This is a genomic window from Gardnerella sp. Marseille-Q9185, assembly GCF_046508745.1.
Classification (GTDB): domain Bacteria; phylum Actinomycetota; class Actinomycetes; order Actinomycetales; family Bifidobacteriaceae; genus Bifidobacterium; species Bifidobacterium greenwoodii.
On the sequence record NZ_JBKFWK010000001.1, the window covers coordinates 368,633 to 382,275 of the forward strand.

General features: G+C 43.1%; 11 protein-coding genes and 1 tRNA gene. 2 read left to right on the top strand and 10 right to left on the bottom strand.

Going from position 1 to position 13,643, the window contains the following annotated elements; genetic code table 11:
* Window positions 1–33: 33 nt before the first annotated feature.
* From ACLD5M_RS01425 to ACLD5M_RS01440, 4 genes are all read right to left on the bottom strand, one after another.
* On the bottom strand, window positions 34–1,056 hold the full coding sequence (locus ACLD5M_RS01425) for a ribose-phosphate diphosphokinase (RefSeq protein WP_032841780.1): 1,023 nt from the start codon (window positions 1,054–1,056) through the stop codon (window positions 34–36).
* A 97-nt stretch (window positions 1,057–1,153) separates the two neighbouring features.
* Window positions 1,154–1,963, bottom strand: coding sequence for a nicotinate-nucleotide adenylyltransferase (nadD, locus tag ACLD5M_RS01430; RefSeq protein WP_019261184.1), 810 nt, complete (start codon window positions 1,961–1,963; stop codon window positions 1,154–1,156).
* The gene (locus ACLD5M_RS01435; protein ID WP_410296168.1) at window positions 1,953–2,483 is read right to left on the bottom strand and encodes a phosphoribosylglycinamide synthetase; all 531 of its coding nucleotides are present in this window, start codon (window positions 2,481–2,483) and stop codon (window positions 1,953–1,955) included. The genes nadD and ACLD5M_RS01435 overlap by 11 nt, the downstream gene beginning before the upstream one ends.
* Window positions 2,484–2,521: 38 nt before the next feature.
* Window positions 2,522–3,856 carry a glutamate-5-semialdehyde dehydrogenase gene (locus tag ACLD5M_RS01440; protein ID WP_410314410.1) on the bottom strand — a complete coding sequence of 445 codons (1,335 nt, stop codon included), beginning with the start codon at window positions 3,854–3,856 and terminating at the stop codon, window positions 2,522–2,524.
* 113 nt (window positions 3,857–3,969) lie between these two features.
* Here ACLD5M_RS01440 and thrC point away from each other — a divergent pair, with 113 nt between their 5' ends.
* Window positions 3,970–5,499, top strand: coding sequence for a threonine synthase (gene thrC, locus ACLD5M_RS01445; RefSeq protein ID WP_004135326.1), 1,530 nt, complete (start codon window positions 3,970–3,972; stop codon window positions 5,497–5,499).
* Between the two features lie 103 nt (window positions 5,500–5,602).
* On the opposite strand, the gene ACLD5M_RS01450 is transcribed toward thrC, so the two are convergent.
* The 6 genes from ACLD5M_RS01450 to ACLD5M_RS01475 all read right to left on the bottom strand — a co-directional run bounded on the left by ACLD5M_RS01450 (window position 5,603) and on the right by ACLD5M_RS01475 (window position 12,177).
* Window positions 5,603–6,307, bottom strand: a complete 705-nt coding sequence (locus ACLD5M_RS01450; protein ID WP_004135328.1) for a regulatory protein RecX — start codon at window positions 6,305–6,307, stop codon at window positions 5,603–5,605.
* Between the two features lie 29 nt (window positions 6,308–6,336).
* Window positions 6,337–7,479 carry a recombinase RecA gene (recA, locus tag ACLD5M_RS01455; protein ID WP_004135329.1) on the bottom strand — a complete coding sequence of 381 codons (1,143 nt, stop codon included), beginning with the start codon at window positions 7,477–7,479 and terminating at the stop codon, window positions 6,337–6,339.
* 223 nt (window positions 7,480–7,702) lie between these two features.
* Window positions 7,703–8,407 carry a CinA family protein gene (locus ACLD5M_RS01460; RefSeq protein ID WP_410314411.1) on the bottom strand — a complete coding sequence of 235 codons (705 nt, stop codon included), beginning with the start codon at window positions 8,405–8,407 and terminating at the stop codon, window positions 7,703–7,705.
* Window positions 8,404–9,087: a CDP-diacylglycerol--glycerol-3-phosphate 3-phosphatidyltransferase gene (gene pgsA / locus ACLD5M_RS01465; RefSeq protein WP_004135331.1), complete on the bottom strand. Its 684-nt coding sequence runs from the start codon at window positions 9,085–9,087 to the stop codon at window positions 8,404–8,406. The genes ACLD5M_RS01460 and pgsA overlap by 4 nt, the downstream gene beginning before the upstream one ends.
* A 79-nt stretch (window positions 9,088–9,166) precedes the next feature.
* Window positions 9,167–11,950: a DNA translocase FtsK 4TM domain-containing protein gene (locus tag ACLD5M_RS01470; protein ID WP_410314412.1), complete on the bottom strand. Its 2,784-nt coding sequence runs from the start codon at window positions 11,948–11,950 to the stop codon at window positions 9,167–9,169.
* 151 nt (window positions 11,951–12,101) lie between these two features.
* A tRNA-His gene (locus ACLD5M_RS01475) sits at window positions 12,102–12,177 on the bottom strand.
* A gap of 164 nt (window positions 12,178–12,341) precedes the next feature.
* Here ACLD5M_RS01475 and purT point away from each other — a divergent pair.
* Window positions 12,342–13,634: a formate-dependent phosphoribosylglycinamide formyltransferase gene (gene purT / locus ACLD5M_RS01480; RefSeq protein WP_004135333.1), complete on the top strand. Its 1,293-nt coding sequence runs from the start codon at window positions 12,342–12,344 to the stop codon at window positions 13,632–13,634.
* Window positions 13,635–13,643 lie beyond the last annotated feature (9 nt).

Consider the following 13,643-nt stretch of genomic DNA (forward strand, 5'->3'; position numbering starts at 1 on the left):
CAAATTTGGCGTGGCGCAAAATAAAATCAGCGTTTACGCAAATAGGAAGCCTTGACCGTGATGTTCCGGGTAAGTGTCGAAAAGCTTCGCAACCGAACCATCTTCAAATACTGCTTTAATTGCGCTTGCAAGAAGAGGAGCAATAGAAAGAACAGTCAAACCATCCCAACGTTTTTCTTCCGGAATAGGCACAGTATCCGTCAACACAACTTCGCGAGCGCCACAAGCCTTCAAACGTTCAACCGCAGGGCCAGAAAGCACGCCGTGAGTTGCAACAACTGTAACAGACTTAGCTCCAGCTTCCTTCAACACGTTGCAAGCGCCAGCAATAGTGCCAGCAGTATCAATCAAGTCGTCAACCATAACGCAATCGCGACCAGCAACGTCACCAACAACGCGGTTTGCAACAGCCTTATTCGGGCATGTAATATCGCGAGTCTTATGCACAAAAGCCAAAGGACCGCCGCCTAAACGCTGCGCCCACTGTTCAGCCACGCGAATACGGCCAGCATCCGGAGACACAACAGTTACGTTTGCAAGATCTTCACGGAAACGATCACGCACATAATCAACCAAAACAGGCATAGCAATCAAGTGGTCAACAGGACCGTCGAAGAATCCCTGAGACTGAGCCGCGTGCAAATCGACGCTCATAATGCGGTCAGCGCCAGCAGTTTTAAGCAAATCAAACATCAAGCGGCAAGAAATAGGCTCACGACCGCGATGCTTCTTATCCTGACGAGAATAGCCAAGAAGTGGGCAAACTGCAGTAATCGAACGAGCAGAAGCGCGCTTCAAAGCGTCAATCATAATCAACTGTTCCATAATGGACTTGTTGACAGGGTCGCTGTGACTTTGCAATACGAACACATCCGTACCGCGCACCGACTGCGTGTAACGAACATACATTTCGCCATTAGCAAAATCGTAAGCCGTTGTTTCAAGTACATCAATGCCAAGCTGATCTGCTACATCACGCGCAAGCTTTGGATGGGCGCGACCGGTAACAAGAACGAGGTTTTTATCTGGCTTTCCTTCAAGGACGATGCTCACCATATCTCCAAACGTTAGTTCGCTTTAGTTCGCGAAATGAACATAATCAATACTAACTTTTTGCGCAGACTTGCAGCGACAAGCCGAAAAAAATAAATAGTCACGACCTATACAAGCCGTGCTTAACAATGTACTGCACTACTCCATCCGGAACCAAATACCATACTGGCTCACCATGCTCAGCGCGACGGCGAACATCCGTAGAAGAAATCGACAATGCTGGAATTTCCAAAATATCAACCGGCAAATGTTCAGAATCACAGTGAACAATATCGTCATAATTTGCAACATTTCCAGCACTGTTCACATTCAGCTGCCTAGTAATAAACGGCAGATTAGACTCCAACTTTTCCGGCCTAGAATACCCCGGGCGAGTAACAGCCACGAATCGCGCCAAATTCCACATTTCGCGCGCATTCTTCCACTGCATAATTTCCGCCACAGCGTCCGCTCCAGTAATGAAGAAAAGCTCCGCATCCGGATGCTGCGCGTGAATATCTTTCAAAGTATCAATAGTGTAAGTAACTCCCGGACGGTCAATATCGACTCTGGAAACAGTAAACTTAGGATTAGAAGCTGTTGCAATAACCGTCATTAAATAACGGTCCTCAGCATTCGTAACTTTTTTATCAAGCTTAAAAACAGGCCTACCAGTTGGCACGAAAATAACCTCGTCCAAATCATAAACCCACGCAACTTCAGAAGCCGCAACCAAGTGGCCGTTATGAATAGGATCAAAAGTTCCACCCATAATGCCAATACGCTGACGCTCATGAACGTTACCGCGTGCAGAAGTGCGCTTTCGCATAGAAGTTGCTACCGCAGGAGGAGCTGCTTCTTTGCCGGTAAACGAACCTTGAAACAGGTCAGACATTCGCCGCTGCGCATCTGTGTTATTTTCAGGACTCATTCGCTTCAGATTCCTTATCTTCAGCCTCAGTTTCGCTAACTACACCAGAAGCATCATTAGCACTATCTGGGTTAATATTTCCCATCTCCTCATCCCACTCGTCCTTAACAACGCGCTGAATTTCAGCAAAAGTTGGAAGAGGGAAATCAGGCTGATACGTGCCGCGAATTTTTGCCACAGATTCAGTGATTTTAACAAGCATTGATGTCATTGCATCCACATCATTATTGCGCTCTAAAGCACTAAATTCACGAATGTTCTTTTCCATTCGACCCATATGCTCAAGAACGCTAGAAAACGCATCATCTTCAGGAAGTGTTACGTCATTTGCGTCAGCATCCGGCCATCCCATAAGCACAGCATCCGCATATTCAAGCGAGGAACGCTGTTGCGCGGAGGCAATACCATCCTCAATTTGCACCAAAAACACATAGCGCACAATTGACAAACGCTCAGCCGCAATATTAAGCGCTTCAGCCGGAGTCATATTCACATCATTCTTAGGCATATCATTAGGCATACTCTTACCTTACCGCCACGTAACTATTAAAGCCAGTACTACTCGCGTATCTGACCGCTGCCGTAGCCAATCCACTTGGTTGTTGTCATCTCGCGCAATCCCATAGGGCCTCTTGCGTGCAATTTTTGCGTCGATATTCCAAGTTCAGCTCCAAAACCAAACTCTCCGCCATCCGTAAAGCGCGTTGAAGCATTCACCATCACCACTGCAGAATCAACATTCGCAATAAAACTTTGAATAGTTTCGTAATCTTCAGCAATAATTGTTTCCGTATGCCCCGTAGAATACTTCGCTATATGATTTGCAGCGTCAAAAGCATCGTCCACAATTTTTACGCCCATATTTAGAGACAAATACTCGCGCTTCCAATCTTCGCAAGTTGCGTGCTCAATCTGTAAACCAGCAATATTAGCATTCTGCAGAATTTCGTAAGATTTATCGTCAGCATGCAAAATAACATTATGCTCAGCTAAAGCAGCGCCAACTTGCGGTAAAAATTCCTGCGCAATATTGCGATTTACCAATAATTTTTCTGCCGCATTACACACGCCTACGCGCTGAGTTTTTGCGTTAATAACAATCGGTATAGCTTTTTTAATATCAGCGCTTTTATCTATGTAAATATGCACGTTGCCAGCACCAGTTTCAATAACCGGAACTGTAGACTCTTTAACAACCGTAGCAATAAGATTCGCACTACCGCGCGGAACTAGAACATCAATATGACCGTGCGCATGCATCATTGCCGTAGCCCCAGACCTACCTAAATCGTCAACCGACTGAATTAAATCTGCACTAAAACCGGCTTTTTTAAGCACATTTCCAATAATCTCAATGCTTTTTTGATTCGTATTTTGAGCCGCACTTCCACCTCGCAAAATTGCAGCATTGCCAGACTTTAAGCACAAAGCTGCAACGTCAATAGTGACGTTTGGGCGAGCCTCATAAATCATTCCCATAACACCAATCGGCACGCGAACTTGCGAAAGTTTAATACCATTAGGAAGAGTGTATCCGCGAACAACCTCTCCTACAGGATCTTGCAATTGCGCAATTTTTCTTACGCTTTGAGCAGAATTTTTCACACGCTCTTCGTCAAATTTAAGCCTGTCTAGCTTTCCAGCATCCATTCCTTTAGCTTCGGCTTCTTTAAGATCTTTTTCATTAGCGGAGGCAATATTTAAAGCTGCTAAATCCAAAGCGTCCGCCATTTTTTCAAGAAGCTCATTTTTTGTTCTAGTATCCGTTTTGGAAAAATCTCGCCAAGCAAGTCTTGCTAAATCTGCGCGCCCATTAACTAAATCGTCAACGCTCAACGTTCCCCCTTGTAGATTATTGGCTTTATTTTCCTGTTTAGAATCAAGAGTTGTCATAAATATGAGATTAGCACACGCCCGTTCGCCCAGCGCTTCAGGTAGCATATTTTTATAAGATGATGCATAATTTGCACAAATATTCCATATGATTATTCGGTTACGGAGACATTATGGCAGAAGATACAGCTATTTTTCATAGCACGCGCGCAACTACTCCAACTTGCACGGCTAAGCAGGCGATACGAAAAGGTATTGCCGAAGACGGCGGATTATTTGTAGCCGACACTCTTGGCAGCACGCGTTATGATATTTCTAAATTGCAAGGAAAATCCTACCAGGAAATAGCTCAAGATATTTTGCAAATTTTGCTTCCTGATTATTCTCAAGAAGAGCTTTCTGATTGCGTAAAGCTTGCATACGCAGAGCAATGGTCTAATTGCGACATTACGCCAATTCGTCAGCTTGGAAATACTAGCGATTTTGTTATGGAACTTTTCCACGGCCCTACTTGCGCTTTTAAAGACGTGGCTTTACAAATGCTTCCACAGCTTATGAGCCGCAGCCAAAACAAAACAGAAAAATCTGAATCAAACAATAATAAGAATGTTATGATTTTGACCGCAACTTCTGGAGATACTGGAAAAGCAGCTTTGGCTGGTTTTGCTGATGTTCCAGGCACTTCTATGGTCACTTTTTACCCAGAAGGAAAAGTGAGCCGCGTTCAAGAATTGCAAATGACAACTCAAGCTGGTAAAAACGTGCGAGTTTGCGCAGTTCGAGGCAATTTTGACGATGCTCAAACTGGCGTAAAACAGATTTTCACCAATAGTGAGCTTAATAAAAATATTGAAGAAGATGCGAATACTGAATTGTCTTCTGCTAATTCAATAAATGTTGGACGACTCGTGCCGCAAGTCGTGTACTATTTTGCGGCTTATAAGCAACTTGTTGAGCGCGAAGTTATAAAACTTGGCGACGAAGTTGAGTTTTGCGTACCAACCGGCAATTTTGGCGATATTCTTGCTGGATATTACGCAAAAATGCTTGGTCTTCCTGTAAAACATCTTATTGTTGCAAGCAATAGTAATAATGTTTTGTTTGATTTTTTGGTAAGCGGCACTTATAACCGTCAGCGCCCATTCCATCACACTGTTGCTCCTTCAATGGATATTTTGGTTTCCTCTAATTTGGAACGCATGCTTTATTACATGTGCAATAAAGACACGCGTTTAATACAAATGCTTATGAATGATTTAGCTCAGTGGGGCGCTTTTGAGATTCCAGAAAACGTGCTTGCAAAAATACGAGCTATTTTTGGCTGCGGCTGGGCCAATGAGGATCAGATTCGCGAAGCTATTTCTGACTGCTGGAACAAGTACAAGTATGTTATTGACCCGCATACTGCTTGCGGATACTTTGTTATGCAGCATATTCCGCATGACGAAAGCGTTCCGCGCGTGCTTTTAAGCACTGCAAGCCCTTATAAGTTCCCGCGCGTAGTGGCTGAAGCTTTAGGGCTTAAGAATGTGCAAAATATGGATGATTTCCAATGCATGGATGCTCTTAGCGAAGCAACAGGAACGAAAGCTCCAAGCATGCTTAGAGAACTTGAAAATAAGACTCCACGTTTTACTGATGTTATTGATATTTCACAAATGCCTAGCTATGTTCAAACTCAGGCGAATAATTTCGCTAAATGAACGTTATTTAGGCAAAGAAAAAATAAAACAGTAAAGAGTAAAAAGTAAAAAGAGTAAAAAGTAAATAAAAAGAGGCTGGCTTATTAGAAACCAGCCTCTTTTATTACTCGTTATCACTTACAAACAAAGCGGCATATACTTCGTTAATAACGCTTAAATCATGCCCTTTTCTAGCGGCAGCTGCAAAAAATCTGCGCCTCCTAACTAAAGGCTCAAGATTTTTCGTACGCTGAGCAGTTTTTCGGCCAAGCTCCCAAGCTGCTTCAGTAAATACTCCCGAATTTTGAGCTAACTCCACGCATTTCGAAATAGCATCAGGATCAACATTCTTACGATGCAATTCCATGCGTGTAGCTCTAGCACCAAGAAGCCGCGCTACGCAAGAGCGAATTACCATTTGAGCGTATTGATTGTCATCAAGAAGATGCAATTCAATTAAACGATCAATAACCGAATCAACAACAACTTCACAGTAGCCTTTTTCTTTAAGACGCTGACGCATATCTGCTACAGAGCGAGGAGCATAATCTAAAAGTCTTAAAGCTGCTTCCCTACAATCATCTTCATCACCTTCACAAGGCTTGTTACTCACGCGAAGCTCGTCACTTGCGAAAGATTCATCGTTTAAATCACACTTGTTAGCGCATTTTACATACGGCATGTTGTTTGTATTAGTTTTTGCGCTTAAACGTGATGATTTACGCGATGTGCGCCTACGAGTATTAAGAGTGACGTCATTGCTTTCGTCGTCTTCTTTAGTAAGCGTTACTGGATGATTGCGAAGAAAACTCGCTACACTAATCACCATATCAATTCGCTTTATACGCTAATCTTCTATTACTTTTCTGCTGAAGATTTTGCAGTAGAACTTTTAGCATTAGAAGCTTCATCTGCACGATCCAATTCTGAATCCTCAGCAAATTGATCGTCTGGATGCATTAAACCTAATGCTGCTTTAATCTTTTCGCTAATTTCTTCAGTAATAGCTGGATTATCTTTCAGGAATTTACGAACGTTTTCGCGACCCTGACCGAGTTGCTCACCTTCGTAAGTAAACCACGAACCGGATTTCTTAATAACATCAGCCTGCAAGCCCATGTCAATAACAGAACCTTCTGTGGAAATACCTTCACCGTATAAAACATCAAACTCAGCAGTTTTAAATGGCGGAGCCATCTTATTTTTAACAATCTTAACTTTGGTGCGATTACCAATAGCTTCTTCGCCCTCTTTAATAGTGGAAACTCTACGAATATCCATACGCACAGACGCGTAGAATTTCAAAGCCTTACCACCAGTAGTTGTTTCAGGATTACCGAAGAATACGCCAATTTTTTCACGAAGCTGATTAATAAAAATAGCGGTAGTTCCAGCTTGAGAAAGAGCACCAGTCATTTTACGAAGAGCCTGGCTCATTAAGCGAGCCTGCAAACCAACGTGACTATCTCCCATATCTCCATCAATTTCAGCCTTAGGAACTAAAGCTGCCACAGAATCAACAACAATCACATCCAAAGCACCAGAACGAATAAGCATATCCGCAATTTCCAACGCCTGCTCACCGTTGTCTGGCTGAGAAACAATAAGCGCATCAGTGTCTACACCGAGTTTTCTAGCGTACACAGGATCCAAAGCGTGCTCTGCATCAATAAATGCCGCTACGCCACCGTTTTTTTGAGCATTAGCAACAATATGCAATGCAAGAGTTGTTTTACCAGAGGATTCTGGACCGTAAACTTCAACAATACGTCCACGAGGAACACCGCCAATACCCAAAGCGGTATCCAAAGCGATTGAACCTGTAGGGATCACTTCTACATCTTGCATAGGCCTGTCACCTAAGCGCATTGCAGAACCTTTTCCGTATTGCCTTTCAACATTAGCTAATGCAGTTTCCAGCGCGGCTTGACGACGAGGATCTGCCTTATCTGCATCAATAAGACGATCAACAGTGCTTTTACCTTTTGCTGTTTGCGCCATGTTTGCTACTCCTTTCGCATGCCGTTATGTATCGAACGACATTAGTTCGACACGCGATGCCACTGCAAGCGCTTTTGAGCAATGTGGATAAAAGCTAAAGCTAAATATTCACCATGACGCTTGAGCGCGCTGCAATCATCTCAACAATCTCAAGTATACTACAAATACGAACATTTGTTCGATACTGCGTGTCTTGCTTGTAAATCAGCCAAAAGTTCAAATATTACTCGAATACAGAAAGTAAATAATCTAAGATTTTAAGCAAATTATGTACCGTAGATTTACGCACTTGCTCACGACTACCTTCTAAATTAAGTTCAAAAACAAGAACAACATCTTTTTTAGAAGTGTAATCCCACATATTGCTAACACAATCCAAATCAAGAAGCTCACTAGCTTTTTGCAAAATCAAATCTCGCAAATTAAAAGATTCTGGAAGCAAAACGCCAACATAAACCAATCCAGCAGGCTTATTGCCGTCCGGACCAGGACCTGCAACTCCGGTTGTTGAAAGCCCAATTATTGGGAAGTTAGATTCTTCCGAAGATTCTTTTGAAGATTCTTTTGAAGATTCTTTTGAAGATTCTTTTGAAGATTCTTTTGAAGAATCCTCTTCATACTTCCAGCCACTACCGCGATATATTAAAGACGCCCCCACTGCCATCTGCATAGCAACATCCTTAAAAACCGCACCTTCGGTTTGCAAAAGATGAGCGTCAACGCCTAAAATTTTAGCTTTAGCGTGAATATCGTAGGTCACAGCAGAGCCGCAAAATACTCGAGAAGCTCCCGGAACCGAAACAAAAGCGTCTGCAAGTAAACCGCCTGTTAAAGATTCTGCAGCAGCAATATGAAAACCTAGCTGAACGCTATTAGATAATATACGCTCAGCTAGGTTTTTGAGAGACACAGGAGAAGAATTATTCATTGCAACGGTGGCAATGGAGCTTCATTAACTTGCTTATCTGCTTGAGAATCATCAACAGAATCCTTCTCAAAGAAAGCACTGTACACGTACAGCACTGCAGAGTAGAAAGCAAAGCCCAAAGAAATACCGAGCAAAGCAAAAGCTACAGAATAGTAAAGTGTAAGCCACCATGGAGGCGTAACTTGAGTATTAAAAATAGCGGCCATAGGAGCAATAATCATTGCAAGGCCAATAACCTGAGTTAAAGTCTTGTACTTTCCTGCAGAAGAAGCGGCAATAACCCTACCGTTTCGGCCAATAACGCAGAAACGAACAATTGTTATGCTGATTTCACGAATTAAGAACAGGATTGTGATCCACCAAATAACTTCTTCAAAAACGGAAGCAATCACAAGAGCTGCCAAAATTAACACTTTGTCTGCAATTGGATCAAGCAACTTACCTAATTTGGTAACCTGATTATATTTACGAGCTAACCAACCATCAAGCTTATCCGTAACCGCCGCAATAACAAACACAGCAAACGCCGCCCAACGCATTGGCACGGAGTTATGACCCCACTCACCTGCGAGCAAATATAAAACAATAAAAACAATTGCCAACGCAATACGCACATAAGTTACGATATTTGGAGCACAATTCCAGCCTTCAAAAAACGAAGACTTAGCATTCTTCTTCATACGCATACCTTTATCTTATCGCAAACTAAAAACTTCTAGCGCGCCACCCAACATAGTTGTGCAACACAATAACACTATTTTACAACGAGTCAGACTCGCCACGAATAAATGCCAAAACTTTTGGCAAATCTTCCGGCTGAACCAAAACTTCGCGAGCTTTAGAACCTTCAGAAGGCCCCACAACGCCGCGAGATTCCAGCAAATCCATAAGTCGCCCAGCCTTAGCAAAACCAACACGCAGCTTACGCTGAAGCATTGAAGTAGAGCCAAACTGAGAACCAACAACAAGCTCAGCAGCCTGAAGCAACTCGTCCATATCGTCTCCAATATCGCTTGTTTTAAGCTTGTTTTGAGCTTGAGCATCCGCTTTTTGAGCCATTTGCTCAATATCTTCACGATACTTTGGCTTGCGCTGAGTGCGCACGTATTCCACAGCTTTACGAATCTCCGACTCACTCACCCATGAACCCTGCACACGCTGAGGTTTTGCAGCACCCATTGGAAGGAACAAAGCGTCACCTTGACCAATCAAAGTTTCCGCACCAACAGTATCGAGAATAACCCTGGAATCAGTGGCAGACGAAGTAGCAAAAGCTAAGCGGGAAGGAATATTCGCCTTAATTAAGCCGGTTACAACGTCAACGGACGGACGCTGAGTAGCAAGAACCAAATGCACGCCTGCAGCTCGAGCAAGCTGAGTAATGCGCTGAATAGAACTTTCAACATCGTTCTTAGCAACCATCATTAAATCAGCCATCTCGTCCACAACCACAAGCAAATACGGGTATGGAGCAACTTTTCGCTCAGATCCAGCCGGTGCATGAACTTTGCCTTCACGAACAGCCTTGTTGAAATCTTTAACATGGCGGAAACCGAAGAATTGCAAGTCGTCGTAGCGAGCATCCATCTCTTTAACAACCCACTCAAGAGCTTGAGCTGCCTTCTTAGGATCCGTAATAATCGGCGTAAGCAAATGCGGAATGCCAGCGTACGCGGAAAGCTCCACTCGCTTAGGATCAACCATAATCATGCGAACTTGCTCAGGAGTGGCCCTCATAATAATCGAAGTAAGCATTGAGTTAATAAAACTCGACTTACCAGAACCAGTAGCACCAGCAACAAGCAAATGTGGCATTTTATCTAGAGCTGCCGTTACGAAATGACCTTCAACATCTTTTCCAACGCCTGTAAGCATAGGATTAGGGTCATTCATGGCTTTTTGCGAGCGCAAAACATCTCCCAAATGCACAATTTCGCGGTCTACGTTTGGAATTTCAATACCAATAGCAGACTTTCCTGGAATTGGAGACAAAATACGCACATCCGTACTAGCTACAGCGTATGCAATATTTTTTTGCAAATTCGTAACTTTTTCAACCTTAACGCCAGGACCAAGCTCAACCTCGTACTGCGTAACAGAAGGTCCTCTAAGAAAACCGATTACGCGAGCATCGACGTCAAACTGTTCAAAAGTGGAAGTTAGAGCGCGAATAACATTGTCGTTTGCTTGGGTTCTAGCAGCATGAGGCTTTCCATGAGCAAGAATGTTCAAATCAGGAAGCCTGTACGGTTGTAAAGCGGAATCTTCCGAGGAGTTTAGATTATTTTTAGCGCTTTCGTCGGCTAAATTATCTTCGTTTTCTTGATCTTTTCTATATTGATCCATTTGCTCCGCCGGAATACTAGACCACGGATCCTTAGCAGAATCAACAGAAGCGCTCATAGGAGCTTTAGGCAAGGTTTCTGCAGAAGTTAGTATTGGCGAAGAAGAAGCGCTTCTAGGATTATGGCCCGATTCATTATTGTTTGATTGCGAAGAATCTGAAGAATCTTTAGCATCTACAGGAATATAATTCTCGCTGTAGCCTTCAAGATTGCTTACTGTTCTAACGCGCTGAGGTTTAACACGCTCAAGATTTTCACTTGTTTCTGCATTAACAGCTGCAGCATGCAAAAATGCGTCATCTCCAGCATATTCGTCGAGCAAAGTATTGTCTTTTTCTTTATTTTTGCGATTAAATAGTGATTTCCACAATTTAAGCAAGTAAGCTGCGCCTAAATTAGCGCTTTCTTTTTTAGAAGATTTTCCGTCGTGAGTTGGCACACCTTCAGCAAATTCCAAAGGCTTATCTTCATATGAATCTTTAGTTTTACCTGATTTAATTGATTCATTCGCATCGTCTGATTCGTCTGACTCGTCTGACTCGTCTAAAGAATCCTCATCCTGCGCGTTTTTCTTGTTTTTCTTTGAGAAGATTGACGCAACACAATTTGCAATATCGCTTACGTGAAGACGAGCAATCATTAAAACTGCAAAAATAGAGATGATTACAAAAATTATGAGAGCAAATATGCGAGAAAAACCCCAAGACAGTGGAGAGCCTAAAGCAAAACCTAGCAATCCACCCGCTTTTCTAACTGATTCAAAATCAAAAGCGTGACTTTTAGACGCAAGAGAAATATCGAGAATCGAGCATATAGAGCACAGAAGAATAATAAAACCAAAAACAACTCGATGATTCCCAGATTTTGCGCCACTATTTCGCATTAAGCGAAAAGCAATAATACTTAGCCACACAGGAAGCACAACGCTCATAACGCCGAGAGCACCCGAAGCTAAAATATGCAGCCCAACGCCAATAAAACCACTTACATGAAACCATTCAGAAGCGCAGAATAGTACGGCAAGAATTAGCATAACAAAGCATAAGCCATCTCTGCGGTAAGCTTCATCGTATTCACCTACCCCAAAAAGTGAGCGAACTGCTTTGCCTAAAAGTCTTGGCACAAACAGAAGCATTGTCTGCCACCATGGTTCCTTAGGCGCTGCCTTACCAGCCATACAAGACTCCTTCTGCACCATGTGCTATTAGTACGAAAGTTATCCAACAACAACATACATATGTGTAACCATACCAGTCTACTCCATAGGCTGAGGTTATTTAAAAAATATGGTAAGCGGCAAAAAAGTGCGTCTAAAACAAAAAACGGCAGGTAAATACCCGCCGTTTAAGTGGGGTGGCTAACGCGGCTTGAACGCGCGACCTTCTGAACCACAATCAGATGCTCTACCGACTGAGCTATAGCCACCATGCGCGTGAAACAAATGAAACGAATAAACAAATAAACGAATCGAATCACACAACAGAGGAATACTATACACGATTTTCTTGATTTACGCCAGCGCAACACACCTCGGCGCGTCGTAGTAACAACATAAATTATTCGACAATAGCAAATGCAACAATAGACATATGAGTTTTTCTGAGCAAAATCAGCGCATATTTGGCGTAACTGAAAACAGTAACAACCTGACAGCACTTCTTCTTGGCTCAGGTGAGCTTGGCAAGGAAATTGCTATTGAGCTTATGCGATTAGGCGTGCGCGTTTGCGCTGCAGACAGCTATAAGAACGCTCCTGCCATGCAAATAGCTCACGAATACAGAGTGTTAGATATGTCTGATGCTGCTTCTCTTCAAAATCTTATTGACGAAGTGCATCCGAATATTATTATTCCGGAAGTTGAAGCAATCGCAACTAAAGTTTTGAAAAATGCAGCGAATAATAAAATCCAGGTTGTTCCTAGCACAGATATTGCAGCAATTGCAATGGATCGCGAGCGCTTGCGTAGGATTGCTCACGAAGATTTAGGTTTGCCTACTACCCCATACCGTTTTGCGTCCTCTTACGAGGAATTAGACGACGGCGCAAAAATCGTTGGCTACCCTTGCGTTGTTAAGCCTGTTATGAGCTCTTCCGGACACGGCCAGTCTATAGTTAAAAGCCCGGAAGCGCTTAAAGCTGCGTGGGATGAAGCTCAGCATGGAAGGCGCGCGGCAGCTGGTCACGAAAACGAGTGTTCTCGCGTTATTGTTGAAGCTTTAGCTCCGCTTGACTACGAGCTTACAGTTTTAACAGTAAGCTCTTGCGCAGGAATTACTACTTGCGAACCGATTGCTCAGCGTCAGCAAGACGGAGACTATAGAGAATCTTGGCAGCCTGCGAATATTCCTGAAGAAATACGAAATAATGCAAAAAATATTGCGAAGCGCGCTGTAGAAGGTTTAACTAATATTGCGCATGATGCAAACGAAACCGGTTGGGGCGTTTACGGCGTTGAGTTATTTGTGTTAAAAGATGGCTCGTTGCTTTTTAACGAGCTTTCTCCTCGCCCACACGATACTGGCATGGTAACTATGATTTCACAGCATTACAGCGAGTTTGCGCTTCATGCGCTCGCTATTTTAGGTGTGCCTGTTACAGCAAACTACACTTCGCTTTCGTTAAAAGATAACGAGGTTGCAGCAAGTCATGCAATTGTTGTTAAAGGCGAAGGAGAAGTTGGCTTTACTAATATTTCCAAAGCTTTACAAGCGGACGAAAATTATCGAAGCGGCTTGCGTATTTTTGCTAAGCCTGCAGTTCACGGCCGCAGACGTATGGCAGTGGCTCTTGCTACGGGATCTAATCAAGAGGATGCAAGAAAAAATGCGACACGCATTGTAAGAGCATTGCAGACGGATAGCTCAAATGCTGAAATACTTTGAAAATAAAGG